At 59.5% G+C, this 24,471-nt stretch carries 26 protein-coding genes; 11 read left to right on the forward strand and 15 right to left on the reverse strand.

What is annotated here, in order from left to right:
• Positions 1-22: 22 nt before the first annotated feature.
• Both recO and AS189_RS10695 read left to right on the forward strand, forming a co-directional pair.
• On the forward strand, positions 23-775 hold the full coding sequence (recO, locus tag AS189_RS10690) for a DNA repair protein RecO (RefSeq protein WP_062288537.1): 753 nt from the start codon (positions 23-25) through the stop codon (positions 773-775).
• Between the two features lie 4 nt (positions 776-779).
• Positions 780-1,649 (forward strand): isoprenyl transferase, encoded by an 870-nt coding sequence (locus AS189_RS10695; RefSeq protein ID WP_082634225.1) that lies wholly within the window; start codon positions 780-782, stop codon positions 1,647-1,649.
• Positions 1,650-1,656: 7 nt separating this feature from the next.
• Here AS189_RS10695 and AS189_RS10700 read toward each other — a convergent pair whose 3' ends face one another.
• A complete protein-coding gene (locus AS189_RS10700) occupies positions 1,657-2,793 on the reverse strand; it encodes an alpha/beta hydrolase (RefSeq protein ID WP_237759818.1) in 1,137 nt (378 codons plus the stop codon).
• Positions 2,790-4,463 carry an FAD-binding dehydrogenase gene (locus AS189_RS10705; protein ID WP_062288543.1) on the reverse strand — a complete coding sequence of 558 codons (1,674 nt, stop codon included), beginning with the start codon at positions 4,461-4,463 and terminating at the stop codon, positions 2,790-2,792. The genes AS189_RS10700 and AS189_RS10705 overlap by 4 nt, the downstream gene beginning before the upstream one ends.
• A 105-nt stretch (positions 4,464-4,568) precedes the next feature.
• Here AS189_RS10705 and AS189_RS10710 point away from each other — a divergent pair, with 105 nt between their 5' ends.
• Complete coding sequence (locus tag AS189_RS10710) at positions 4,569-5,636, forward strand: quinone-dependent dihydroorotate dehydrogenase (protein ID WP_062288544.1); 1,068 nt, start codon at positions 4,569-4,571, stop codon at positions 5,634-5,636.
• Positions 5,637-5,771: 135 nt separating this feature from the next.
• On the opposite strand, the gene AS189_RS10715 is transcribed toward AS189_RS10710, so the two are convergent.
• Both AS189_RS10715 and AS189_RS10720 read right to left on the reverse strand, forming a co-directional pair.
• A complete protein-coding gene (locus tag AS189_RS10715) occupies positions 5,772-6,776 on the reverse strand; it encodes an aldo/keto reductase family protein (protein WP_062288547.1) in 1,005 nt (334 codons plus the stop codon).
• Between the two features lie 158 nt (positions 6,777-6,934).
• Positions 6,935-7,537: a DUF3043 domain-containing protein gene (locus AS189_RS10720; protein ID WP_062288550.1), complete on the reverse strand. Its 603-nt coding sequence runs from the start codon at positions 7,535-7,537 to the stop codon at positions 6,935-6,937.
• A gap of 70 nt (positions 7,538-7,607) precedes the next feature.
• Here AS189_RS10720 and AS189_RS10725 point away from each other — a divergent pair, with 70 nt between their 5' ends.
• The 5 genes from AS189_RS10725 (at position 7,608) to AS189_RS10745 (ending at position 12,697) form a co-directional block, all read left to right on the forward strand.
• Positions 7,608-9,062: a dipeptidase gene (locus AS189_RS10725; RefSeq protein ID WP_082634226.1), complete on the forward strand. Its 1,455-nt coding sequence runs from the start codon at positions 7,608-7,610 to the stop codon at positions 9,060-9,062.
• Between the two features lie 65 nt (positions 9,063-9,127).
• Positions 9,128-9,517 carry a HesB/IscA family protein gene (locus tag AS189_RS10730; RefSeq protein WP_062288552.1) on the forward strand — a complete coding sequence of 130 codons (390 nt, stop codon included), beginning with the start codon at positions 9,128-9,130 and terminating at the stop codon, positions 9,515-9,517.
• Between the two features lie 181 nt (positions 9,518-9,698).
• Positions 9,699-10,583, forward strand: a complete 885-nt coding sequence (gene coxB / locus AS189_RS10735) for a cytochrome c oxidase subunit II (protein WP_062288555.1) — start codon at positions 9,699-9,701, stop codon at positions 10,581-10,583.
• 9 nt (positions 10,584-10,592) lie between these two features.
• Complete coding sequence (ctaD, locus tag AS189_RS10740; RefSeq protein ID WP_062288558.1) at positions 10,593-12,296, forward strand: cytochrome c oxidase subunit I; 1,704 nt, start codon at positions 10,593-10,595, stop codon at positions 12,294-12,296.
• Positions 12,296-12,697: a cytochrome c oxidase subunit 4 gene (locus AS189_RS10745; protein ID WP_062288561.1), complete on the forward strand. Its 402-nt coding sequence runs from the start codon at positions 12,296-12,298 to the stop codon at positions 12,695-12,697. Before ctaD ends, AS189_RS10745 begins: the two co-directional genes overlap by 1 nt.
• Positions 12,698-13,123: 426 nt before the next feature.
• Here the strand turns inward: AS189_RS10745 and AS189_RS10750 are convergent, their stop codons facing one another.
• A complete protein-coding gene (locus AS189_RS10750) occupies positions 13,124-13,423 on the reverse strand; it encodes an HPr family phosphocarrier protein (protein ID WP_062288564.1) in 300 nt (99 codons plus the stop codon).
• Positions 13,424-13,499: 76 nt separating this feature from the next.
• On the opposite strand from AS189_RS10750, the gene AS189_RS10755 reads away from it, so the two are divergent.
• Entirely contained in the window at positions 13,500-14,279 is a 780-nt protein-coding gene (locus AS189_RS10755) for a GntR family transcriptional regulator (protein ID WP_082634227.1), read from the forward strand.
• A gap of 176 nt (positions 14,280-14,455) precedes the next feature.
• On the opposite strand, the gene AS189_RS10760 is transcribed toward AS189_RS10755, so the two are convergent.
• The 4 genes from AS189_RS10760 to AS189_RS10775 form a co-directional block, all read right to left on the reverse strand.
• Positions 14,456-16,126, reverse strand: a complete 1,671-nt coding sequence (locus AS189_RS10760; RefSeq protein WP_062288568.1) for a cytochrome b — start codon at positions 16,124-16,126, stop codon at positions 14,456-14,458.
• A 2-nt stretch (positions 16,127-16,128) separates the two neighbouring features.
• On the reverse strand, positions 16,129-17,157 hold the full coding sequence (locus AS189_RS10765) for a ubiquinol-cytochrome c reductase iron-sulfur subunit (RefSeq protein WP_062288571.1): 1,029 nt from the start codon (positions 17,155-17,157) through the stop codon (positions 16,129-16,131).
• A 100-nt stretch (positions 17,158-17,257) separates the two neighbouring features.
• Entirely contained in the window at positions 17,258-18,046 is a 789-nt protein-coding gene (locus AS189_RS10770) for a cytochrome c (RefSeq protein ID WP_062288573.1), read from the reverse strand.
• Positions 18,047-18,133: 87 nt separating this feature from the next.
• The gene (locus AS189_RS10775; RefSeq protein WP_193393478.1) at positions 18,134-18,772 is read right to left on the reverse strand and encodes a cytochrome c oxidase subunit 3; all 639 of its coding nucleotides are present in this window, start codon (positions 18,770-18,772) and stop codon (positions 18,134-18,136) included.
• 186 nt (positions 18,773-18,958) lie between these two features.
• Here AS189_RS10775 and trpD point away from each other — a divergent pair, with 186 nt between their 5' ends.
• Positions 18,959-20,029 carry an anthranilate phosphoribosyltransferase gene (trpD, locus tag AS189_RS10780; RefSeq protein ID WP_062288580.1) on the forward strand — a complete coding sequence of 357 codons (1,071 nt, stop codon included), beginning with the start codon at positions 18,959-18,961 and terminating at the stop codon, positions 20,027-20,029.
• A gap of 1 nt (position 20,030) precedes the next feature.
• Here the strand turns inward: trpD and AS189_RS10785 are convergent, their stop codons facing one another.
• From AS189_RS10785 to AS189_RS10795, 3 genes are all read right to left on the reverse strand, one after another.
• A complete protein-coding gene (locus tag AS189_RS10785; RefSeq protein WP_062288583.1) occupies positions 20,031-20,765 on the reverse strand; it encodes a copper homeostasis protein CutC in 735 nt (244 codons plus the stop codon).
• 9 nt (positions 20,766-20,774) lie between these two features.
• On the reverse strand, positions 20,775-21,056 hold the full coding sequence (locus AS189_RS10790; protein WP_062288585.1) for an Lrp/AsnC family transcriptional regulator: 282 nt from the start codon (positions 21,054-21,056) through the stop codon (positions 20,775-20,777).
• Positions 21,057-21,217: 161 nt separating this feature from the next.
• Positions 21,218-21,607, reverse strand: a complete 390-nt coding sequence (locus AS189_RS10795) for a DUF3054 domain-containing protein (RefSeq protein WP_062288588.1) — start codon at positions 21,605-21,607, stop codon at positions 21,218-21,220.
• Positions 21,608-21,658: 51 nt separating this feature from the next.
• On the opposite strand from AS189_RS10795, the gene AS189_RS10800 reads away from it, so the two are divergent.
• Positions 21,659-21,874 (forward strand): hypothetical protein, encoded by a 216-nt coding sequence (locus tag AS189_RS10800; RefSeq protein WP_062288591.1) that lies wholly within the window; start codon positions 21,659-21,661, stop codon positions 21,872-21,874.
• Between the two features lie 99 nt (positions 21,875-21,973).
• Here AS189_RS10800 and AS189_RS10805 read toward each other — a convergent pair whose 3' ends face one another.
• The 3 genes from AS189_RS10805 to AS189_RS10815 form a co-directional block, all read right to left on the reverse strand.
• Positions 21,974-22,609 (reverse strand): hypothetical protein, encoded by a 636-nt coding sequence (locus AS189_RS10805; protein ID WP_062288594.1) that lies wholly within the window; start codon positions 22,607-22,609, stop codon positions 21,974-21,976.
• Positions 22,610-22,903: 294 nt separating this feature from the next.
• Positions 22,904-24,106, reverse strand: a complete 1,203-nt coding sequence (locus AS189_RS10810) for a YihY/virulence factor BrkB family protein (RefSeq protein ID WP_082634228.1) — start codon at positions 24,104-24,106, stop codon at positions 22,904-22,906.
• Positions 24,107-24,118: 12 nt separating this feature from the next.
• Positions 24,119-24,388: a GlsB/YeaQ/YmgE family stress response membrane protein gene (locus AS189_RS10815; RefSeq protein ID WP_062288597.1), complete on the reverse strand. Its 270-nt coding sequence runs from the start codon at positions 24,386-24,388 to the stop codon at positions 24,119-24,121.
• Between the last annotated feature and the right edge of the window lie 83 nt (positions 24,389-24,471).

Here is a 24,471-nt window from a genome sequence, read left to right on the forward strand (position 1 = left end):
GCAAAGATGGGACAATGGGGGAGTGTCCAATCAATCGTTTGCTGCCCGCACCTACAGGGATGATGCCGTCATCCTTCGTACTCACAAATTGGGCGAGGCAGACCGGATCATCACCTTATTGACCCACCACCATGGGCAGTTGCGGGCGGTAGCCAAAGGCGTGCGGCGTACAAGCAGTAAGTTCGGCGCCCGGCTTGAACCATTCATGGTGGCAGATCTGCAGCTCGTCAAGGGCCGTTCACTGGACATCATCACCCAAGCTGTGGCCCGAGCCAGCTACGGGGATGCCATCGCGGCCAACTATGACAGATACGTAGTGGCTGCAGCCATGGCCGAGACAGCGGAGCGGCTCACCGATATTGATGGTGAAACCTCAACCGCCCATTACCTGCTGCTGGTGGGCGCTCTGGCTGCCCTCAGTCGCGGCGCCCATGCCCCCGAACTTATTCTTGACTCGTATCTGTTGCGTGCCGTGTCGATTGCAGGGTGGGCGCCAAGCTTCTCGGACTGCGCACGCTGCGGCGAGCCCGGTCCCCACGGTGCTTTCAACGCGTCGCTGGGTGGGGCGGTCTGCCACGACTGCCGGCCGCCGGGCTCTCCTGCTCCTGCCCCCGAGACCATGGTGTTGTTGGGGCAGCTGCTCAGTGGCAACTGGAGTGGTGCCGATGGATCTTTGACAATTCACCGACGCGAAGCGGCAGGACTAGTGGCTGCTTACGTGCAATGGCATTTGGAACGCACAGTGCGTTCCCTGAAACTTGTGGAGCGTGTATAGAAATATGGCACTGGAGCGAAGCGGAAACAAAAGCAGAAGCGGAAGCAGGGGCAGTGGACACAAAGGTGGCCGCAATCCGGCGAAGCCACCCGTGGTGGCACCTTGGCCCCACGCGACGGGTGTGCCGGTTCCGGCTATTCCACGAGAGCTCATCCCTGAACATGTGGCCATCGTCATGGACGGCAACGGGCGTTGGGCCAATGAGCGGGGTCTGCCCCGTATAGAAGGCCACAAAGCGGGAGAGCCGGCGCTGCTGGATGTGATGGCCGGTGCCATTGAAATGGGCATTAAATACATCAGTGTCTATGCTTTTTCCACAGAGAACTGGAAGCGCTCACCGGAAGAGATTCGCTTCCTCATGGGATTTAACAAGGATGTGTTAAGGCGACAGCGCGACCAGCTTGACGCCTGGGGCGTACGGATTCGCTGGGCCGGACGCAGGCCAAAGCTGTGGGGCTCGGTCATCAAAGAGCTCGAGGCCGCACAGGAACATACCAAGGACAACGACGTGATCACGTTGACCATGTGTGTTAACTACGGAGGACGGGCCGAGATTGCCGATGCTGTGGCCGCTTTGGCTGCCGATGTGGCAGCCGGACGCCTGAGTCCTAAGCACGTTAATGAAAAGACCGTCCAGAAGTACTTGTACTTGCCGGATATCCCGGACGTGGATTTGTTCCTTCGGTCCAGCGGGGAGCAGCGGCTCTCCAACTTCCTTCTGTGGCAGTCGGCCTATGCCGAATTCGTCTTCATGAATACCATGTGGCCGGATGTGGACCGCCGGACCTTGTGGGCTGCCGTGGATGAGTATGCCCGCCGGGATCGTCGCTATGGTGGTGCGGTTGACGCAGCCGCTCAAGCCCAAGCTGAGTAATCCTAAGTTAACTCAATTGCATTAAATCATAATCAACGTAACCGTGCAGCCAGCGAGCCAACTTTGCATAGGCGGCTTCACGGACCGGGCGCCGGGACAGGAACACTTCGTGCAGGGCGCCGTCGATCCTCTCCAGCGTGACCGAATTGCCAAGAGACAAGGTTCGCAAGGCAAGAGAGCGCACGTCCAGAACCACATCGGCGTGCAGCATTTGATCATTCCACACCGGGCCTAGCATGCTCTTGGATGAGAGCAGCACCAGAATCGGCATGGGGAGCTTTAGTCCTGTGGCGACCTCCTGCTGGGCGGCCAAAATGGCCTTCATCCACCCGGCCCGCACGGGAAACGCGTGCGGTGGACGCAGGGCTTTATCGACGGCCCATTCGCCGTACGCCTGGTTGCTGATGCCGCGCCAGTAAAAGGAACGCTCTGGAACGCGCATGCGCAGCAGTGGTCGCAGATCGGCAAGCTGCACCAGCGGCGTGGCAGCGCGCCTTATGGCGGCCCCACCCTGAATCTCCAGCCACGGGCTGTTGAGCACCAGATGGCTGACAAGTCCAGGATGGTGGTGTGCCCACAGCGTCGCTATGAGTCCGCCGGTGGAATGTCCCACCAAGATGAGCGGACGGCCGCCACCAATGTCACTGTTAGTAATGCCGTCACCACCAGTGCCGTCATCACTAATGACACGGTGCGCGGCGAGGATCTCGGCATCGTAGTCGGCCAGATTGGCCACGTAGCCGCCCATATCGGGGGAATCCAAGCTGCGCCCATGGTTATGGAGGTCAAGGGCGTAAAAGTCGTAGCCCCGGTCCGTAAAGAACTCGGCTAGCCCGGTGTTGTAGAAGTAGTCACTCCATCCGTGGATGAAGAGCACAGGGATACCTGAGCGAGGCACCCCCGCCCCAGCTGCTCGCTCAAGCGGTCGGTGCCGCACCAGGGTCGCTCTGTAGAGCGGTCCGGCCTCAGGGCCGGCCAAAGTCTGCTCGGCTGTGTCGTGTTCGTTTGAGCCCCGTTTAGCTGACCCCTGTTCAGGATAGTCTTGCCCGGCCATGACCTGTTCGCGGGTCTGCACCAGCAAGGTGGTGGCTTGATAGTCGGGGCCCAGAATGTCAGGGACCCACTGTGGATTGCTGTTGCTCATCCACCGATGGTACCTGCAGCGTGCCGGCCCGCCGTGCGCCCGGAGAACAGGCAGCCGCCCAGGAATGTTCCTTCTAGGGAGCGGTAGCCATGCATGCCGCCACCACCAAAGCCGGCTGCTTCACCGGCAGCAAAGAGGCCAGGTATTGGCTCGCCGTTCGGACCAAGCACTCGGGCAGATAGGTCCGTGGCAAGCCCGCCCAGACTTTTGCGGGTCAAGGTGGTCAAGCGGACAGCAATGAGCGGGCCGTGCTCTGGTGCTAGAAGGGGATGGGGTGGTACCACTCGCATTAACTTGTCGGTGGCAAAACGGCGTGCTTCACGGATGGCGTTAAGCTGAGTGTCCTTGCCCAGCCCGCTGTTTACCTGCAAGTCACGGGCCGCGATGGAACTGTGCAGACCTTCGGGATCGATCAGGGCGCTGCCCACTAGAGCGTTCATTTTGGCGGCCAGTTCCTGAGCCGTGGTGGCCTGGACAAAGTCGATCCCGGCGTCGAGAAACTTCTGCACGGGGCCGATGGTGCCCGGCAGGGCCCGCTTCGCCAGAAGCTTTACATCCTTGCCTGTCAGGTCCGGGTTTTGCTCGGAGCCAGAGAGGGCAAATTCCTTGCTCATGATGGTTTTGTTCAGCACAAACCAGGAATGCCCGTGTCCGGTGGTCTCCAGATGGCGCAGGGTGCCCAGCGAATCAAAGCCCGGGAACAAGGGGACGGGAAGTCGCCTTCCGGTGGCATCGAGCCACAGGGGCGAGGGGCCGGACAGGATCCGAATTCCGTGGTTGGGCCAGACAGGATCAGGATTATGGATGCCCTCGGGGTAGTGCCACATGCGGTCAGTGTTGATCAGGGTGCCACCGCTCTTGGCCACCGACTGCTGGAACTGCCCATCAACGCAGGCCGGGACCCCAGTCAGCATGTAGGCCGGTCCGTTACCGTTGGGCCATTGCTCGCGGACCATTGGATGATTTCCGCCAATGCCGCCAGTGGTGACAATAACCGCGTCGGAAGAAACCTCAAAGTCGCCCACCACGCTCCGGCTACTGGCCACTCCGCGAGCGGCCGCAGAAGGCTCCAGAAGCTGCCCACGCACTCCGGTGACGGCTCCGCCGTCGAACATTAACTCTGTGGCGCGGTGACGGAAAGCGATCTGCACGCGTCCGGCGGCGATGCCTTCCTTCACTTTGCTCAGGAAGGGCGCCACGATGCCGGGTCCGGTGCCCCAGACCACGTGGAAGCGGGGGACGGAATTGCCGTGTCCTTGCGCATCGTAACCGCCGCGTTCGGCCCACTGAACCAAAGGGAAGAGCCGCACGCCGAGGGCATGCAGCCACGAGCGCTTCTCGCCGGCGGCGAAGTTCACATACGCCTCGGCCCAGGCGCGGGGCCAGGTATCTTCGGGGCGGTCAAAGGCGGCCGATCCCATCCAGTCACTCAGGGCCAGTTCTACGGAATCTTTGACGCCGAGTCGGCGCTGCTCGGGGGAGTCAACAAGGAACAGCCCGCCAAAGGACCAGTGCGCCTGTCCGCCCAGCGACGCTTCAGGCTCCTGATCGAGGATCAATACCTTGCGCCCCGCGTTGTAGGCCTCGGCGGCGGCCACCAGACCGGAGAGACCTGCCCCCACAACCACCACGTCAGACTGCTGCCAGATGCTACCGCCATTGGTATTCATTGGGCCATGCTAACGCCTCTTTGCGGTCAGGTGGGTAGTCCTTTTCGCATCCACGTCATGTTTGATCGTTTTGCAGTTGGGCTGCGGAACCGGAAAACTAGGGGTATGCGAATTTATCCCACAGTTTTCCGGCTCTGCTTTTCCTGGATGGATGCCGAAAAGGCCCACAAGATCGGGTTCACCATGATCAAGGCCATCCACACCGTGGGAGCTGGTGCTGTGCTGCGCCGCCTGTTCACCCCTCCCTCGTCCCTGCAGACGCAGGCGCTGGGCATGACTTTTCCGACCCCGTTTGGCCTGGCTGCCGGTTTCGACAAGGAAGGCCAAGGCATTAACGCCCTTGCCAATCTCGGTTTTGGTCACGTTGAGGTCGGCACCATCACCGGTGCGGCACAGGACGGCAATCCACAACCGCGCCTATTCCGTCTCGTTGCGGACCGGGCCGTCATCAACCGCATGGGGTTCAATAACGACGGCGCCGCCGCCGTTGCGCCACGCCTCAAGGAGGCTTTGGCTGGCTTGGTTAAGACGTACCCGGGCGTGCGACCCATCATTGGTGTAAATATTGGCAAGACAAAAGTTGTTGAGCTTGAAGATGCGCTGGACGACTACCTGCTAAGCGCCCGCACCTTGGCCGAATCGGCCGACTACATGGTGGTCAATGTCAGTTCTCCCAACACTCCCGGCCTGCGTTTGCTTCAAGACGTTGCCACGCTGCGGCCGCTCTTGACGGGTGTCCGCGAGGCAGCGGACGCCGCCGCCGGCCGCCATGTGCCGCTGCTGGTCAAGATTGCACCAGATCTGGCCGACGAGGACGTGGCCGATGTTGCCGCGCTGGCTCTTGAACTCAAACTCGACGGCATCATCGCCACCAACACCACGATCAGCCGCGATGGACTGGCCAGCCCCGACGCGTTGGTGCAGGAGAAGGGTGCCGGCGGACTCTCCGGTGCGCCACTGAAGGCTCGCTCACTGGCCGTACTGCGCCAGCTCAAGGCCATCGTTGGAGATCAGCTGACGTTGATCTCCGTAGGTGGCGTTGAAACCGCCGCCGACGTCCAGGAACGCCTCAACGCCGGTGCCACCCTGGTCCAGGGCTACACGGCCTTCCTGTACGAAGGTCCCTTCTGGGCAGCCCGCATCAACAAGGAACTGGCAGCCCTGCGCAAATAGTTCCGGACGGGACGAAGCCCGGCCCCTCCGTCGCAGACCCCTCGCGAGCAGTAAGATTTTGCCGGTCGTTCCTCCCGAGCAAAATCCATCCTCGCTCCGGGGCCAGCGACTGCGGGGCCGGGCTTCTGTGTCCGGCTACGCGACGCGGGTGGGCGGGCTGACCGTCTTGGTGGGGTCGTTGACAATTGACGGGGCCAGGGCGGTGTCGATGGCGGACATGAGTTCGGCCGGTATCTTCACGCCGGAGGCCTTGACGTTTTCGGCAACCTGCTCGGGGCGGGAGGCGCCAACGAGGGCTGTGGCGACGTTTTCGTTTTGCAGCACCCAGGCGATGGCCAGCTGAGGCATGGTCAGACCAAGCTCGTCGGCAACGGGACGCAGCTTTTGCACGTTGGACAGGATCTCATCATCAAGGAAGGACTTGATGGTATTAGCCCCGCCATGCTCATCAAGTGCACGAGAGCCGGCCGGCAGGGGAGCTCCGGGGAGGTACTTGCCGCTGAGTACGCCCTGCGCCATGGGTGACCACACAACTTGAGACATGCCCAATTCAATGGATGCCGGGATGACCTCTGGTTCAATGACGCGCCACAGTGCGGAGTACTGGGGCTGGTTGGAGACCAGGGAGAACCCGGCCTCGCGTGCCAGGCGCTGACCCTCGCGCAGTTGCTGTGCATTCCACTCCGAGACGCCGATGTACAGTGCCTTGCCGGCCCGCACAACATCGGCGAAGGCGGAAATGGTTTCTTCCAGCGGCGTTTCGTAGTCGAAGCGGTGTGCCTGGTAGAGGTCCACATAGTCCATGTTCAGGCGGCGCAGGGAGTTGTTGATGCCCTCCATGATGTGTTTGCGCGAGAGCCCGGTGTCGTTGGGTCCCTTGAGTCCCACGGGCCAGTACACCTTGGTGAACACCTCCAAGGATTCACGGCGTTCGGAGGCTAAGGCAGCGCCCAAAACCTCTTCTGCCTTCCCATTGGCGTAGACGTCGGCTGTGTCAAAGGTGGTGATGCCCGCGTCGAGCGCGGCACGGACGCACGCCGTAGCGACGTCGTTCTCCACCTGAGAGCCGTGCGTGAGCCAGTTGCCGTAGGTGATTTCAGTGATCTTCAGGCCGGATCGGCCAAGGTAGCGGTATTCCATACCTTCAGGGTAACCACTGTTAAAGTGCGACGCCGGCCACTTCCGTTGGGAAGGAGCCGGCGTGTTGCGCAGGGGTCAGCTTTGCTGACGGGAGGGTGCGTGGGCCCACGCTCCCGAGGGTCCCGAACCGAGGTACGAGGTTTGGGAGGGAGTGGGGATCAGGAAGGCCATTCCCCGCGACGCACCATGGGCTTGGGGAGGCGCAGACGGCGGAACTGCATGGAACGCATGGAGGCGTACCAGATGACTCCGGAGTCAACGCTGCCGAACTTGGCGATCAGCAGCCGCTTGAGCTTTCGAGTCATCAGCCACACGTCAACAGCAACACCGGCAACCATGACCCAGAAGGCGGCGAACAAGATCAGTGTTGCGTCGTTTTGGGGCGGGATGACCACTGTCAGCAGCACAATCGCCAAGGCGGCAAACATGACGTACTCGCCGAGGCTGAAGCGGGCGTCCACGTAGTCGCGGGCGTAGCGCTTCTGCTGACCCTTGTCACGGGCCGGGAGGAAGCGTTCCTCGCCGGTGTCCAAGGCGCGGCGCATCCGGGCTTGTTCCTCACGGCGAGCGTCGCGCGCTGCCACTTTGGCTGCCCCGCGGTCGGTAGGCACGAGGGGCCGCTTCCGGGCCTCTTCCTGAGCCTTGCGCGAGGGCGTCGGCACGCCTTTGGCCGATTGCGGGTCCGTAGACCGGTTAATCGGCGCGGTGGAGGCAGGCGTGACCTGCTGGTCGGGGGCTTGATCTTTCTTACGTCCAAACACCCGTACAGAATACCCTGAACCGGGCTGCCACCTTGACCGGTTCAGCTTTGACGGCGGTAGTGTTTGGATTATGACTCTTGAGAACACCGGCGTTACCGCGCTGGATCCGCAAATCGCTAGCCGTCTACCCATTACTGAATTGCGTGCCCGCGTGGCCGAAAATTTTGCGACCACAGTCGCCGAGCTGGTAGAGCTCGTGGCCATTCCCGGGATTGCTTGGGAAGCCTTCGATGCCGCGCAGCTCGAGCGCAGCGCTGAGGCCGTGGCGGCGCTGGTTCGTTCCGCCGGCCTTGATGATGTACAGATTCTCCGTGTGCCCAAGAACGACGGCGGCCAAGGTGGTCCCGCCGTCGTGGCCCGGAAACTGCCGGCTCCCGGCATGCCCACCGTTGTGTTGTACGCGCACCACGACGTCCAACCTCCCGGTGATTCTGCCCTGTGGAACAGTGAGCCGTTCGTTGCCGTTGAACGCGAGGGCCGCCTCTACGGGCGCGGCGCTGCTGACGACAAGGCCGGCATCATGGCTCACATTGCCTCATTCCGTGCCGTTACCGAAACCCTCGGCGAGAAGTTCGGCATCGGAATCACCTTCTTCATCGAGGGTGAGGAAGAGGCCGGTTCGCCCACCTTCAAGGATTTCCTGCAGGAATACCGCGAACTGCTCGCCGGTGACGTGATTGTGGTGGCCGACTCGGCGAACTGGCAGGTGGGCATTCCTGCCCTGACCACAAGCTTGCGCGGTCTTGTTGACGGCACGGTGGAAGTTCGCGTCACGGAACACGCGGTCCACTCAGGCATGTTCGGTGGACCCTTGCTTGACGCGCCCACCCTGTTGGCCCGCCTGATCGCCACCTTCCACGATGATCAGGGCTCCGTGGCTGTCGCGGGACTGCATCGCGGGGCTGAAGGGGACCTTGATTACCCGGAGGAGTTGTTCCGCGCCGATGCTGCAGTGCTCGACGGCGTGAAGTTGGCCGGACGTGGCAGCATTACCTCACGCCTGTGGTCCCAGCCCGCACTATCCGTGATTGGCATGGACATCCCCAGTGTGGATATGAGTTCAAACACATTGCTGCCCTCTGCCCGAGCGAAGATCAGCATGCGCGTTGCACCCGGTCAGGATCCGGCCGCGGCCATGGAGGCCCTGTCAGCCCACGTTGCTGCCAACGCACCCTTTGGCGCTCAGGCTACATTCACCCCTGGCGAAGCAGGCCAGGCTTTCGCCACCGACACCACGGCCCCTGCCGCCCGGACGGCCTTGTGGGCCATGGGGGAGTCCTGGGGTGTTCCTGCTGTTGAGACAGGAATGGGAGGCTCCATCCCGTTCATTGCTGATCTGAAGGAGATTTTCCCGGACGCACAGATCCTGGTGACCGGCGTCGAAGATCCAGATTCTAGGGCGCATAGTGCCAACGAGTCACTGCACCTGGGCGACTTCGAAAAGGCCATCGTCGCGCAGGCCCTGCTGTTGGCTGCCGTCAATGGCGGAGCGTTGCGGGAACACAACGCACCCAGTCATGGTTGAGACTAGTTAGCGCCCCTGCCGGGCTCGACGTAGCATGTACTTGTACCCCCACGTAAGGAAACGCCATGACTGCAAATGTCCACGAAGAAACTTCATCTGCCACCGCCGCAGAAGTAACAGAGCTGCCCACCCACGGTGTGCTGATTAGCGATGTTGCCGCCGGTAAGGTGCGCAGCCTCCTCGAACAGGAAGGTCGCACAGACCTTCGCCTGCGCGTGGCAGTCCAGCCCGGAGGCTGCTCCGGTCTGATTTACCAGCTGTACTTTGATGAGCGCATGCTCGATGGCGATGCTGTCCGCGATTTTGACGGCGTCGAGGTTGTCATTGACAAGATGAGCGTTCCCTACTTGGACGGTGCCAGCATCGACTTTGAGGACACCATCTCAAAGCAGGGTTTCACCATTGATAACCCCAATGCCGGAGGCTCTTGCGCCTGCGGCGATTCGTTCCACTAAAGAAAACTTCTGCTCGAAGTAGGAATGTCCACAAAGATTCTTTGTGGACATTCGACGCACGGAGGGTTTAGTACGCATTTTGCGTGCCATAGCGGTAAGCTCTACATCGAGTAGTAAAACCCATTTCGCTCCAGCGGTGTGTAACCGTTGCAGAGCATAGTAACAAGAGGAAGGGCCGTCTGTGAGTTCGCAGGACCGAACCGGCAGCCGACGCGCAAGAGTCATCCCCATAGCTGGGATGGCGATTGTCGGAGCGTTAGCTTTGTCAGGATGTACGGCAGAGAATAAGAATGGCTGGTTGCCATCCGAGCGTGATACGACCAATCACACGGCTGGGATCATCGATCTTTGGGTTAATACCTGGATCACGGTCCTGATCGTTGGCCTTATTACATGGGCACTGATCATCTGGTGCATCATTGCCTACCGTCGTCGCAAGGGTGCCACTGGCTACCCGAAGCAGACTAGCTATAACCTCCCGTTGGAGATTTTCTACACGTTGATCCCGTTGTTCATGGTGCTGGTGTTCTTCCACTTCACAAACGTGGAGCAGGAATCCATCAATGCCCGGAACGACAACCCGGATGTGACGATCGACGTCCGTGCCAAGCAGTGGTCATTCGACTTCAACTACTTGGCTGGCAACGATGTCAAGGAATCCGTATATTCCGTTGGTGTTCAGGCTGAACTGGACGGCAAGCCGTTCGACAAGTCGACGCTGCCCACACTGTATTTGCCGGTGAACCGTTCGGTTGAGCTTCAGCTGAACTCACGTGAAGTCATCCACTCCTTCTGGGTTCCTGCGTTCCTGGACAAGAAGGACATGCTTCCCGGCAAGACCAACTACATGACCCTGACGCCCACCGCGTTGGGTACGTATGACGGTAAGTGTGCTGAGTTGTGCGGCGAGTACCACTCCGAAATGCTTTTCAATGTCAAGGTTGTCACTCAGGCAGAGTTTGATGCTCACCTCGCGTCACTGAAGGCCAAGGGCCAGACCGGTGAATTGACTGAGAAGTATGACCGTAACCCAACCGCCGCCATCGCGGATCACCAGAAGAAGTAGGGGAGGAAAGTGTCTACGCGCGAGTACTCGGCAACTGACGTTGATTCAGCTGCTCCTAGAGTCGTTCCGGTTTCCAAGGGACGCATTGTCGTCAACTGGTTGACCTCGACAGACCATAAAACCATCGGGTACATGTACCTGATTTCATCATTCGTATTCTTCTGTCTTGGTGGCGTCATGGCGCTAATCATCAGGGCGGAACTGTTTGAGCCTGGAATGCAGATTCTGCAGACCAAGGATCAGTACAACCAGTTGTTCACCATGCACGGCACCATCATGCTGCTCATGTTTGCAACACCTTTGTTTGCTGGCTTCGCCAACGTCATCATGCCCCTGCAAATCGGTGCACCAGACGTTGCCTTCCCGCGATTGAACGCTCTGGCGTTCTGGTTCTTCGCTTTCGGTAGCACCATTGCCGTTGCTGGCTTCATCACCCCTCAGGGTGCTGCAGCCTTCGGCTGGTTCGCCTACGCTCCGTTGTCAAACACCACCTACAGCCCCGGCGTTGGTGGAGATCTCTGGGTCTTCGGTCTGGCACTGTCTGGTTTCGGTACCATCCTTGGTTCCGTCAACTTCATCACCACCATCATCTGCATGCGTGCCCCCGGCATGACCATGTGGCGTATGCCCATCTTCACCTGGAACACACTGGTCACCGGTATCTTGGTCCTGATGGCGTTCCCGCCGCTGGCAGCAGCGCTGTTCGCACTGGGTGCAGATAGACGGTTTGGCGCTCATATATTTGACGCAGAAAACGGTGGAGCAATGCTATGGCAGCACTTGTTCTGGTTCTTCGGTCACCCTGAGGTTTACATTATTGCGCTGCCGTTCTTCGGCATTGTCTCGGAAATTTTCCCAGTCTTTAGCCGCAAGCCGATCTTCGGCTACAAGGGCTTGGTGTTTGCAACCATTGCTATTGCCGCCTTGTCAGTGACCGTGTGGGCACACCACATGTACGTCACCGGACAGGTCATGTTGCCGTTCTTCTCCTTTATGACGATGCTGATCGCCGTGCCAACGGGTGTGAAGTTCTTCAACTGGATTGGAACTATGTGGCGAGGGTCCTTGACCTTCGAGACACCCATGCTCTGGAGCCTAGGGTTCCTGATCACCTTCTTGTTTGGTGGTCTCACTGGAATTATCCTGGCTTCGCCGCCGCTTGACTTCCACGTTTCAGATACTTACTTCGTGGTTGCCCACTTCCACTACGTGGTCTTTGGCACCGTGGTGTTCGCCATGTTCGCCGGCTTCTACTTCTGGTGGCCCAAGTTCACCGGCAAGATGCTCAACGAGCGTCTTGGCAAGATCCACTTCTGGCTCTTGTTCCTGGGCTTCCACGGCACCTTCCTCATCCAGCACTGGCTGGGTGTCATGGGTATGCCTCGTCGTTACGCTGACTACATGGTTGAAGATAACTTCACTTGGATGAACCAGTTCTCCACCATTTCATCCTTCGTCTTGGGCTCATCGATGATTCCGTGGTTCTGGAATGTCTACATCACCTGGCGTAGTGGCAAGAAGGTTGAGGTCGATGATCCTTGGGGCTTCGGTGCTTCCTTGGAGTGGGCAACATCTTGCCCGCCGCCGCGCCACAACTTCACGTCTCTTCCGCGCATCCGTTCGGAGCGTCCGGCACTTGATCTGCACCACCCGGAGTTGGCACCGCATTACGTGCCCGCAACGGTAGGCGCATCCTCGAAGGGAGCTAAGTAGTGAAAATCGAAGCATGGTTGTTCATACTGCTGGGCATCTTCTTCATCCCCGTGGCCACCGTTTACGGTTTCATGGTGAACTGGGGAGAGCACGTTGGCTTCTTGGCTATGTACTTGCTCTCTGGCTTGTGCCTCATGATCGGCGTTTACGTCAAGTTCACCGGTGACCGCGTTGGCGCTCGTCCCGAGGATCGCCTCGACGCCGAAGTTCACGAAGGTTCCGGCGAACAGGGGCACTTCAGCCCCTGGAGCTGGTGGCCGCTGGTTCTGGCCATTGCCTGCGCCTTCGGGTTCGCTGGTCTGGCTGTTGGCTGGTGGGTCTTCCTCTTCGGAGCGGGCCTGGCCGTCATCGCACTAGTTGGTTGGGTTTACGAATACAGCCGTGGAGACCACGCTCACTAGAGCTAGATTTCCGTCCCTGAACTTGGGAACTGCAACATCAAAGGGATTGCCTCGCACCACTGGTGCGGGGCAATCCCTTTTGTTATGTCCTGAATTGCTGTCCTGAAGATCCTCAAGCCCTGCCGTCAACGCGCCCGCCCCATTGGTGACGCTTCCTCATGTTTCGGGCCTGTTTCAGCGATCGCTTCCTCACATGAAAACAAAGTCCGACGGCGGCAGGTCCCCTTCTCCACGGAAGGGACCTGCCGCCGTCGTACCTTGGCATGGAGTGAACCGGAATTCTTGGCCCAAAGAAAAACGCCCCTGGTGGAGCGTTTTCAATTTTTCATCAGTATGTGATGAAGGGTTTACCAAAAACGCCCCATATGTGATGAAGCGTTGCGGGGCGACGAGAGTGAGGGGCGGGAGCGCAGCCCCTGGGCGGGCCTAAGCGGGCTTTAGCGGCTGATCTACAAGGTCAGTGAGGAGCAGTTGTGCCAGAGCGTCTACGGCCGTTGTAACGGCCTCCTCGCCGGCTTCGTTGTGCTCGACGCTAATCTCCACTTCCGTACCGTATTCAAAGTCCGCACTCATCACAGCCAAGAGTGACCTGGCGTCAACGGGGGGCTGACCGGCCTTGGCAAGGGTGATGGGCAGTCCTGTCTGATTGACGGCCCTGACGAAGACGGCAGCCGGACGTGCATGCAAGCCAACGCTGGCTGCAATGGTGGCTTTCCGGGTATACATGGTTACTCCTAGGGTAAATGGTTCTGTATAGAGAGTAGTCGTGTTTTAGGCTGGTACTTGTGAACAGAGGAGTTTCATGGGCTATTTGGTGCCGTCGGCGAACGAGATCCCGGGGGAGTTGGACAGGGACGCCAAAGTCTCGGTTCACCTCCAGCTTCGGGAGTTGTTGCGCCAGTACGTAGTTGGGCAGAGCAAGCCGGGCAGGCAACTGCCATCCGAGCGTGATATGGCCGAACGTTTCGGTGTTGCACGGATGACACTTCGCCAGGCTATTGAAGCCCTAGTGGAGGAAGGACTGCTTGAGCGGGAGGTGGGCGTTGGCACGTTCGTGGCACGCGCCAAGTTGGATGTGACCCTCAAGCTGACTTCTTACTCTGAGGAAATGGCCAGACGTGGACTGCGGCCGGCCGCCCGGACTCTGGCGTTTGAACAAATTCCCGCCACGGCCCGTTTGGCGCGGGAACTGCAGATTGAAGAAGGCTCGGCCGTGATTCGCCTGCGCCGCCTGCTACTGGCGGATGACTTACCTATGAGCGTTGATGAAAACTTCATTCCGGCGTGGCGTGTTCCTGGGATCCTCGATGCTGGTCCGCCGCCGTCGCTGTACAACGTGCTGGGGGAGCGGTACGGACTAATCATCGAGTGGGGTGAGGACATCATTGAAGCCAATGCAGCGACGCCGTCCATCGCTCGACTGTTGCATATCGACATTGGGGCCCCTGTACTACGAACAGAACGCCATGCCTTCGTATCACGGTCCACTGTGGACTACTCCGTGTCGTTCTACCGCGCAGACCGCTACAAGCTCCGTGTGCCCCTGCAGCGCTCTGGCGTGCGCGCCCGTCGTATGTACTAGAGCTGTTTCACCACGGACGTTGAGACGGCTCTGAGGCCCTGATCGGGGCCAGCTGAGGGAGCTCATTCTCATGCCCGCTGGCGCTTAGTCCACCACCGGGTCTTAGAACTTAAAGTAAGAAGGCGGTTCCTTTCGGAACCGCCTTCTTACTTCTGAACTAAAAAACACTCACACGATTAGTGCGTGATTGCCTTGTCGTCATCTCCGGCTTCAACAGCCTCGTGATGATGACCGGCCTCGAGCTCGGACGGTGCGGCCGGAGCTACACGATCCTCGAAGAAGAAGCTGCTGAGCTTGGAGCGCAGGTTTTCCTTCTTCGTGACGATGCCGTTTTCATTCGGAATGCCCTCTTCCGGGACGGGGGACTCGTAACCAACCAGCTTGTAGCGCTTGTAGTCATCGAGCTGCGCATGGATTTCCTGGAACTCACCATGCGGCAGGCGCACAATGCGTCCGGTCTCACGGCCGTGCAAAGCAATCTCACGGTCCTTGCGCTGGAGCGAAAGGGCTACGCGCTTGGCGACAATGAAACCAACGATCGGGCCGATGAAGAACAGTGCACGCAACCAGTACGTAACGTCATTCAGGGCGACCTGGAAATGCGTAGCGATCAAGTCGGAGCTTGCAGCTGCCCACATGACGCAGTAGAAGATGAATCCTGCAACGCCAATGGCCGTTCGGGTGGGAACGTTACGCGGGCGGTCAAGCACATGGTGTTCGCGGTTGTCGCGGGTTACCCAACGCTCAATCCACGGGTACAAGAACAGCGCGGTGAACACTAGCCCGGCGGGGATCAGTGCTGGGCCCAGCACGTTGAAGGACAGCGTGTTAACACCCCAGGGAAGTGGGATGTGCCATTCCATCGGAATGTTGAAGAGCCACCCTGGCATCAAACGCAAGGCGCCATCGACCCAACCGATGTACCAGTCAGGCTGTGTGCCTGCAGAGACGGGGGAGGGATCGTACGGCCCGTAGTTCCAGATCGGGTTGATCTGGAAGAATCCGGCAACGAAGGCAATGATGCCGAACATGATGAAGAAGAATCCACCAGCCTTGGCAGCGTATACCGGTCCGAGAGGGTAGCCGACGACGTTGCGGTCGTTGCGCCCTGCACCTGGGTACTGCGTGTGCTTGTGGATGACAACCATGAACAGGTGGATGACCAGCATGAGCAGAATCATGGCCGGTACCAGCATGATGTGCATCATGTACAGGCGGCCGATGATCATGGTGCCGGGGAATTCTCCGCCAAACAGGAAGAAGGAAATATACGTACCGACGACTGGTATGGCCTTTACCACGCCATCAATGATGCGCAGGCCGTTTCCGGAGAGCAGATCATCGGGAAGTGAATAGCCGGTGAAGCCAGCAGCCAAGGACAGGATGAGCAGAACGCCACCAACAACCCAGTTCATTTCACGGGGCTTGCGGAATGCGCCGGTGAAGAACACGCGGAGCATGTGCACAGCAACGGCGGCCACGAATAGCAGTGCTGACCAGTGGTGAACCTGTCGCATGAACAAGCCACCGCGGACCTCGAAGGAGATCTGCAGTGATGAGTTGTAAGCAACCGACATCTCCACGCCCTTAAGCGGGACGTAGGGGCCGTTGTAGTGGGTTTCTGCCATGGACGGATCAAAAAAGAACGTCAGGAAGGTACCCGAGAGAAGAAGGATGATGAAGGAGTACATTGCCACTTCACCGAACATGAATGACCAGTGGTCGGGGAAGACCTTCCGGCCGAATTCACGCAGCATTCCCGATCCGCCAACACGCTCATCAACAAAGTTGGTGATGCGCCCAGTGGTGGTGGTGGGTTCGAACGGAGTTTCAGTAACTGCAGACATGTTTAGCCACGCTCCCAGAAGCTCGGTCCAACAGGTTCGTGGAAGTCGCTCTGAGCGACCAGGTAGCCATCAGCATCAACTGTGATGGGAAGCTGCGGCAAAGGCCGGACGGCCGGGCCGAAGATGACCTTGCATTCCTGCGTCAGGTCGAAGGTCGACTGGTGGCAGGGGCACAGGAGGTGGTGCGTCTGCTGCTCGTAGAGAGCAACCGGGCAACCAACGTGGGTGCAGATCTTGGAGTAGGCCACGATGCCGTTGTAGCTCCAGTCCTCGCGACCCTTGGAGGGGTTGAGGTCTTGGGGATCCAAGCGCATCAACAGCACAACAGCCTTGGCTTTTGCATTCAGCTTGCCGTGTTCGAGGCTGTTGAGTGATTCGGGAATCACATGGAAAGCAGAGCCGATGGTGACATCGGAAGCCTTGATAGGAGTTCCGTCGGGGTCGCGTGCAAGACGCTCGCCTTCCTTCCACAGTGTGTGGCGGAGAGCATCGCCCGGCAGTGGGCCGAGGTCGCGGAAGATGGCAATTGCCGGCAACGGTGCCAGAGCCACAGCACCGATGAGGGTGTTGCGGATCAACGGGCGGCGCTTAATGCCAGTCTCGTCAATGATGTCATCGACAATCTTCAGAGCAGCCAGGCGGTCCTCTTCGGTACGCAGCTCGTGACGTTCTTCAGCCACTTCGTGGTCCGGCATGAGGGCGCGGGCCCAGTGCACAATTCCAGTTCCAATACCCAGCATGGCAAAGGCGACGCCCAGGCCTAGAAAGGTGTTCTGCAGACGCAGCGCGCCGAACGTGTCATCCAGCCGAATACCGAAGTATGCAACGAAGAACAGTAAGGTGCCGGCAATGGAAATGATAAATAGCCATGCCACCTGGCGTTCGGCCCGCTTTGCAGCCTTGGGGTCCGTGTCAGCTAGTCGCAAACGATGTGGAGCCAGTCCCGGGTCTTGGAACTTATCCACCTCTTCGTGACCAGCCTTAGCTACGGCGTCCGAGCTGGTCGGCGTGCCGTCACTATGGTTGCCCATAATCCCCTCATCCTTCTCTTATCCCGGGACAGACCCGGGGTCGTAATGTATGTTTCTGCGGCTGCAGCTGCAGCCAAAATCAGTTGACTTCTGGGTGGACCTAGGAGGTCCGTGAGGTCAGCCAGATGGTGAAGCCGATGATGACACCCAGAACAGCAGTCCAGAGGAACAAGCCCTCAGATACCGGTCCCAGTGAGCCAAGCTTGGCGCCACCAGGGTTGCCCTGGTTTTCGATGGTGTTCAGGAACGTGATGATGTCCCGCTTACCCTCGGGGGTGATGTTGGCATCGTTGAAGACCGGCATGTTCTGGGGTCCAGTCACCATGGCGCTGTAAATGTGGCTGTTTGAAACGCCGGCAAGCGACGGAGCGAACTTCCCACGGGTCAGGGCGCCACCGGCGGCGGCGGCGTTGTGGCACATGGCGCAGTTGACGCGGAACAACTCACCACCGGCGGCTGCGTTGCCTTCGCCGTCGATGTATTCCTCGGCAGGCAGTGCGGGGCCATCGCCCAGACTGGCTACGTATGCGGCCATCTGGCGGGTCTGGTCCGTGGTGAACTGCGTCGGCTTCTTGCGGGCCTGGGGGCCCTGCATCTGCATGGGCATGCGTCCCGTGCCGACCTGGAAGTCAACAGCTGCGGCGCCTACGCCAGCCAATGACGGTCCTGCGTCAGTGCCGCTGGCGCCGAGGCCGTGACAGGTTGCACAGTTGGCAATGAAGAGCTTCTCGCCCTCGCCAACTTCATGCGCACTGTAGGTGGTGGTGTCGGCCTTGGCCTCATTCACGGTTGTGACAACGGCGTATAGCCCACCTGTCATCATGAGCCCCATGACTAGCAACGCTAGTGCGGCCAGCGGATGACGTCGCTTCTGCGAAAGTGCCTTCACTTGGTGGTTCCTTTGATCTGTATCCAGCAGCCCCTAGTGAGAGCCGCAAATGCTAGTTCTTGTTGTGTAGAAAAAGCTGTTGAGAGCTTATTTCAGGACGTAGATGACCAAGAAGAGGCCAATCCACACGACATCCACGAAGTGCCAGTAGTACGAAGTCACGATCGCGCTCGTAGCTTCAAAGTGTCCAAACTTCTTGGCTGCAAAGGCGCGGCCAACAATGAGGAGGAAGGCTATGAGACCGCCAAGGACGTGCAAGCCGTGGAAGCCAGTCGTCATGTAGAAAGCGGAGCCATAGGCGTTTGAATTCAAGGTCACGTGCTCGGAGGTCAACATTGCGTATTCGGTCGCCTGACCGGCTACAAAGATTGATCCAAGAACGAAGGTCAACAGGAACCACTCCGTCATTCCCCACTTGGAGAACTGGAAGAAGCTTCCGGTGCGGCGAGGCCGAAGGTTCTCCGCGGTGAACACGCCCATCTGGCAGGCAAAGGAGCTGGAAACCAGAATAAGGGTGTTAACCAGGGCGAACGGGAAGTTCAGCTTGGCCGATTCTTCCGCCCACAATCCACCGGTGGTGGAACGCAGCGTGAAGTACATGGCAAAAAGGCCGGCAAAAAACATCAGCTCACTGGACAGCCAAACTACGGTTCCTACAGAAACCATGTTCGGACGGTTCAGCGTCGGATGCGCCGGGGTACTGGGGGCGTGGGTTGCAGTTGTCACATAGACATTATGTCTATAAAACGCCAGAGAACCCAATGCAAAACTCTGATTGACAGATCTTTTTCTACAAACTTGCGAAATTCCGGTGCATTCACAGCCTAAACCCAGTTCTGTATGCACAACACGGAGCACGTGTCAATGGTCACATAGGCTGGGAACGGCTTGGTTGCGTCTAATATTTATAGGGTGAATCCTCTTCAAGACGCTTCGGCAAGCAACCACACCTGGCCAAATCTCATTGCCGCATTGATTGCGGGAAACGATCTGGAGCAGGACGCGACCGCGTGGGCAATGAACACGATCATGGCTGGCGACGCCAGTGACGCACAGATATCCGGGTTCCTGGTGGCGCTTCGAGCCAAGGGAGAAACTGTTGCGGAAGTGACGGGGCTTGTGGAGGCGATGCTCTCCAACGCCCGTCCATTGCAGGTATCGAGTGAAGCTCTGGACATTGTTGGCACGGGCGGAGACCGCCTCAATACGGTCAACATTTCCACCATGGCCGCCCTGGTCTGTGCCGGAGCGGGCGCCACCGTTGTCAAGCACGGAAACCGGGCATCTTCCTCGGCTGCTGGTTCGGCCGACGTGCTGGAGAGCCTGGGAGTACGGTTGGACCTGTCGCTGGAGATGGTGGAACGTGCGGCGACAGAAGTGGGTATTACCTTCTGTTTTGCAAACTTCTTCCACCCCTCCATGCGTTACGCAGCAGTTGCTCGAAGGGAACTTGCCGTCCCCACCGCCTTCAACTTCCTAGGTCCGCTCACTAATCCTGCCCGTGTGGTGGCATCAGCCATTGGGGTGGCGGATGTCCGTATGGCCCCTCTCATGGCGGGCGTGCTTGCGGCCAGAAATATTCGCGCACTCGTCTTCCGTGGCAGCGATGGGCTGGATGAATTGACGACGACGGGCACCTCCACGATCTGGGAGGTCAGGGGCAATTCCATCACCGAAAGCCACTTTGATCCGTTGGATCTGGGTATCCCTCGCGCCACTATTGAAGACCTGCGGGGGCAGAATGCAGAATTCAATGCGGGGGTAGTCCGCCGCATCCTGGATGGCGAACGCTCGCCAGTGCGTGATGCAGTGGTCCTCAATGCCGCGGCAGGCCTGGTGGCCTATGACCCTAACAGTGACGGAACTCTGCTCGAGCGGATGGCCGCCGCCGTGGTGCGGGCCAAGGCCTCCATCGATAGTGGGGCGGCCGCCAAGGTTCTCACACGCTGGGTGGCCTTGAGCAGCCAGGCCCAGCAGAACTAGCTCAGGCCAATGCTCTAGCAGCGATCCCGGCTTGTTCCACGAGGCCCGGGTCGGTGGCAAAATAGCTATTGTCCTCAGCTTGGGCAGCTTCCGTGAGCGGAGCTGGAGAAGACTGATTGACTGTCCGCTTTGCGGACAGATGAACATCGCGCAGTCCGGCTCCATGAAAAGCGGCGAAGTCGGCGATGTCAACGCCGCCGCCGGCCATGATGCTCAACGCCCCCTCAGCGGCTTCATGCATGGCCTGCAGCTGGGCCAGGCCGGTGCCAGCTCTGGTAGAGCCACCGGAACTCAAGATGCGGGCAACCCCTAGGCTGGCCAAACGCGGAACGGCAGCAACGGCGTCGTTCATGAAGAGGTGGTCCACGGCCCGGTGGAAGGTGATGTGCAATCCGTCTGCGGCTGCCACCAAGGTCTCTACTGCAGCATAGTCAATGGTGTCATCGGAGGTCAGAGCGCCAATGACCACACCGGTGGCGCCGCCGTCGCGCATTTCCTTGATCTCGGCCACCATGAGAGCCACGGCCGCCGCGTCATAGACGTAGTCGCCGGGACGCGGCCGAATCAGCGCGTGGATTGGCAAGGCTGGTGCGGCTGCGTGAATGCTGGTCAGTAATCCCTGCGACGGCGTGAGACCACCGAGCTGGAGAGCAGAGCACAACTCAATCCGGTCAGCACCATGGGTGGCTGCCAGCTGGGCTCCGGGAACATCCTGAACAGCAATTTCAAGGTACATCCGTCAGTCTCAGTGGTCGAAGCCGAGGGAAAATGCCGCATCAAGATCGTGTTGTGAGTATGCACGGAAGGAGATCTGGGTGGTGGTGGAGACCACTGACTTAACCTTGGAAAGTTTGTCGGCGATGACCTCGGCCAGGTCCTCATGCTTCTTCACCCGGGCAATCGCGATCAGATCCCACTCGCCCGTCACGGAGTAAACCTCGCTGATACCTGCCAGCTCCGAGATTTCCTGAGCGGACTCGGGAATCCGTGAAGCGTCGGTCTTGATCAGGACAAATGCGGTAATCACAGTCGGGGGTCCTTGTCGTGTGGGTGAATTATCTGGAGTTGTTGACAGTGCATGTTGAGGCGCATTCGCCACGGGGGTCGGCGGTACTGCGTCAGCGGTTCCGCGGGAGTGTAAATATCCTTGTCAACACGCTTAGATCTTATCCCAAACGGGGCTTGGAACTAGGCTTTCGCACGGCGTCGGAGCACCAGTGTTGCGAGGATTCGGTGACCCAGCAAGAACAGGGCCAGCACCAGGGTGGCGACCACCACGAAGGGGATGGCTGCCGTGGCCCCCGAGGCCAAGCGCAGCGTCATGCCAAGGATTAGGGTGATGAGCCACAGGTAGACGCCACGGGGGAGAATCTGCACCGGGTGCGCCCACATCCGGCAGATCAGCCAGCCCGCGGCCAGGGCAGACAGGAAGGGCCAAGCCGTTTCCAGCACTCCCGCCAGGCTTAGCGTCTCGGCATGGCTGCGGCGCCCGGAAAGCGCAAAGACCAGCACCAACACAAGGTCGGCGGCAAGGGCGTAGATAACGAGTGCGGGCTTGGGGCGAGTTTTTGTGTGCATCACGAAAGGAGTTTAGCCGTAAACTTTGCTAGCCACCTTGAAGGAGAGCCCATGGACCGCGCATGTTCTGCCATGCTGTGGCTGGTGAAAGTGGTGCCGCCGTCCTTCGCCGGGACCATCATGTTGACCAGCGATTCGCTGATTGCGGGGATCCTGAGACCTACCGCGGCCATTGTGGTTGGAGTTCTGGGATTCACGCTATGGCTGGTGCACTCTTTGGTGGCGAGCGACGCCGTTAAAGCTCGCTCCCGCCGTCGGCCTCGGTGACTGATTAAAAGACCGCTGGCCCGTAACAGACTGGCCACGCGACATCGCGGTGCAAGGTGCTACGGGCCAGACAAAAGAGAGCCAGCAAAGAACTCTGTGCTAGCGGCCCTTGATGGTAATGCCGTTGCGGGTCATCGATTCGGCGTAGGCCTTGGCGGATTCCTGCAGCCACTGCTCCTGACGTTCCGGGGAACCGGCAAAGCTGCGGCCGGACAGTGAGCGGACCTTGTAGATGCCAAAGCCGCGCTTGTAAAGCATGGGCCCCTGAGCCTTCAGGAGCTGATCGGCCAGGCGATGCGCCTCAGTGCCGTGAGCAACCAAGGCCGAGGCCCGGGGAACCAGCGTCAGGAACTTCACGAGCGGGCGCAGACCCTGCTCGATCTGGGGTGCAGTGAGGCGGCCGTTGGGCTCGCCCGGGGTGAACCAGGGGTGCACATTCCACGGCATGACGTAGCTGGGGCGCAGACCAAGCTGCCAGTGGATACCCAGAAGGCGTGTGGCTGCTTGCTCGTCGCCTGCTGTGACGTATCCGGAATCGTCAATTTCACCAACATTGGAAAACAAGCTGATGATCTTGCACTCGTCAACATCATGAACGGGGTCCACGTAAGCCACCTGCTGCTCGGGCCGGGCTTCCGCCAGGGTGTCGCAGAGTTCGGTGATGGGAGCAATGTTCTCGTCGTAACGGCGATTCCAGAGCTGTTCACGCAGTGATTCAGTGGCCACGGATGTCATTGAGGCTTAGTTCTCCTTAGAGGGAATGGGAGTGGTTGCGGCAGCTTCCCTTAAGAGAGCAGGGCCGACTTCCCAGCCTATCAATTATTTCCCGGCAACCGGGCATCGGGGGTCTGTGCTAAGGGAAGGTAAAATTGCTCAATTGTGAGAAATGCAACAGCCCTTAGAGGCGTCAAACTCTGGCTGGGAGACGGTTTTCTTTGGGTCCACTCTCCGGGTCCCTTCTCTGGGCGCACAGTGGGCCACTCCGGGGATCCACCCATGGGGGTCCTGCTGATACTTTCGCTGTGAATCTCAGGGTCGACGGCGCCGGTTGCGTAAGGCGGTCACAGCAAGGGCTCCAGCACCGATTCCGGCGATCCACAGCAGCGTGCGGGCCTCGGCCGATTTCCTGGCCGGAGGTTCCTCCTCTGTCCGCAATTCGGCACGGAGCGCGCGACCGTCGCTCAGGAGCTGTTGCTCTTTGATTTCTTTCTTGGCGCTGGCGGCAATGTCGCGTGGGGGCAACTGAAGTTGGGCTTCAGCCTCTATACCCGCCTGGAGTTGACGAACCCGCTCAAGTTCGGCGTCGATCTCCGCACCGAAGAGCAGCACCAAGTTCATGATCCACATCCACAACAGCAGCACGATCATGCCGGCAATGGTGCCGTAGGTCTTGTTGTAGTTGGAGAAGTTGGCCACATACAAGCCAAAACCTGCTGATGCCACAATCACGGCCACCAAGGCCACGGCGGCGCCAATGCTAATCCAGCGGAATTTTGGCTGGCGCACATTGGGGGTGAAGTAGTAGAGGATGGCGATCAGCACCACGGCCAAGATGCCCACCACGGGCCATTTGGCGATGGACCACACTGTAAGGGTGGCGGAGCCGACGCCGAGCATCTCACCCACCGCTTGGGCAACAGTGCCGGAGAGCAATAGCAGCAGCGCCATGATGGCTACCAGCAGGACAACGGCAAGTGTCACCAACAACAGGGCCGGGCGTAATTTCCAGGCTGGCCGGCCTTCGTCAATGCCGTAGATCCTGTTCATGGAGCGGCTGAACGCGCCAACATATCCTGATGCGGACCATAGGGCTGTGACAATACCGATGGCGAGCGTCAACCCGGCAGCCCGGGAACTTGTCAGCTGCTCCACGGGCTGCCGGATCGCCTCAACAGTGTCCGGGCCGGCAGCCCGGCTCACCAGATCCAGCAGGAGCGCCGAGGTCTGCTCTGCTTGGCCCACTAGACCCATGATCGAGATCAGGGCCAGAAGGGCGGGGAAGAGGGAGAGCACACCGTAGTAGGTCAGCGATGCTGCTAGGTCTGTGCAGCCATCGGCGCTGAACTTGGCCACGGCGCGGCGCCCGGCGTACTTCCAGGACTTGGCAGGTAGCTGGGTGGGGCTATCTGGCTTGCGCTCGTCATCTGGGGCTGGGGCGTCGGCTTTGTCCACGGCTGCTCCGGGCGTGACGAGGCCCGGCGCTGTGGCCGGGCCTCGTTGAGTTACTGTCACGATTCGCCGCTCCTAGGCGGAGGTCTTACTGCGTCCGGTGATAGCACCGTAAATGCCGGCGACCACCAAGCCGCCGACAATTGCCAACAGCCAAGAGCCGATGTTGAAGAAGCCCATTTCACCCTTGTTGAAGAGAAGGTCACCGATCCAGCCGCCCACAATGGCACCAACCACACCGAGGATCAGGCTTGTGACCCAGCCGCCGCCCACCTTGCCGGGCATGATGGCCTTGACGATGGCCCCGACGATGAGGCCCAAAATAATCCATCCGATGAAACCCATAACAGTCTCCTAATAGTGAACTAGTAGTGAATGTGCTGCTGTTCGCATGGCATCCGGTCCAAGTATTGTTCCTGCAAGTTATT

This window comes from Arthrobacter alpinus, from assembly GCF_001445575.1.
Taxonomy (GTDB): domain Bacteria; phylum Actinomycetota; class Actinomycetes; order Actinomycetales; family Micrococcaceae; genus Specibacter; species Specibacter alpinus_C.

What these genes read in the sequence shown, in the direction of transcription:
- AS189_RS10695 (WP_082634225.1), top strand. Translation starts at nt 780, where the DNA reads ATGGCACTGGAGCGAAGCGGAAACAAAAGCAGAAGCGGAAGCAGGGGC.
- AS189_RS10700 (WP_237759818.1), bottom strand. Translation starts at nt 2,793, where the DNA reads ATGAGCAACAGCAATCCACAGTGGGTCCCTGACATTCTGGGCCCCGAC.
- AS189_RS10705 (WP_062288543.1), bottom strand. Translation starts at nt 4,463, where the DNA reads ATGAATACCAATGGCGGTAGCATCTGGCAGCAGTCTGACGTGGTGGTT.
- AS189_RS10710 (WP_062288544.1), top strand. Translation starts at nt 4,569, where the DNA reads ATGCGAATTTATCCCACAGTTTTCCGGCTCTGCTTTTCCTGGATGGAT.
- AS189_RS10715 (WP_062288547.1), bottom strand. Translation starts at nt 6,776, where the DNA reads ATGGAATACCGCTACCTTGGCCGATCCGGCCTGAAGATCACTGAAATC.
- AS189_RS10725 (WP_082634226.1), top strand. Translation starts at nt 7,608, where the DNA reads ATGACTCTTGAGAACACCGGCGTTACCGCGCTGGATCCGCAAATCGCT.
- AS189_RS10730 (WP_062288552.1), top strand. Translation starts at nt 9,128, where the DNA reads ATGACTGCAAATGTCCACGAAGAAACTTCATCTGCCACCGCCGCAGAA.
- AS189_RS10750 (WP_062288564.1), bottom strand. Translation starts at nt 13,423, where the DNA reads ATGTATACCCGGAAAGCCACCATTGCAGCCAGCGTTGGCTTGCATGCA.
- AS189_RS10755 (WP_082634227.1), top strand. Translation starts at nt 13,500, where the DNA reads ATGGGCTATTTGGTGCCGTCGGCGAACGAGATCCCGGGGGAGTTGGAC.
- AS189_RS10760 (WP_062288568.1), bottom strand. Translation starts at nt 16,126, where the DNA reads ATGTCTGCAGTTACTGAAACTCCGTTCGAACCCACCACCACCACTGGG.
- AS189_RS10765 (WP_062288571.1), bottom strand. Translation starts at nt 17,157, where the DNA reads ATGGGCAACCATAGTGACGGCACGCCGACCAGCTCGGACGCCGTAGCT.
- AS189_RS10785 (WP_062288583.1), bottom strand. Translation starts at nt 20,765, where the DNA reads ATGTACCTTGAAATTGCTGTTCAGGATGTTCCCGGAGCCCAGCTGGCA.
- AS189_RS10795 (WP_062288588.1), bottom strand. Translation starts at nt 21,607, where the DNA reads ATGCACACAAAAACTCGCCCCAAGCCCGCACTCGTTATCTACGCCCTT.
- AS189_RS10800 (WP_062288591.1), top strand. Translation starts at nt 21,659, where the DNA reads ATGGACCGCGCATGTTCTGCCATGCTGTGGCTGGTGAAAGTGGTGCCG.
- AS189_RS10805 (WP_062288594.1), bottom strand. Translation starts at nt 22,609, where the DNA reads ATGACATCCGTGGCCACTGAATCACTGCGTGAACAGCTCTGGAATCGC.
- AS189_RS10815 (WP_062288597.1), bottom strand. Translation starts at nt 24,388, where the DNA reads ATGGGTTTCATCGGATGGATTATTTTGGGCCTCATCGTCGGGGCCATC.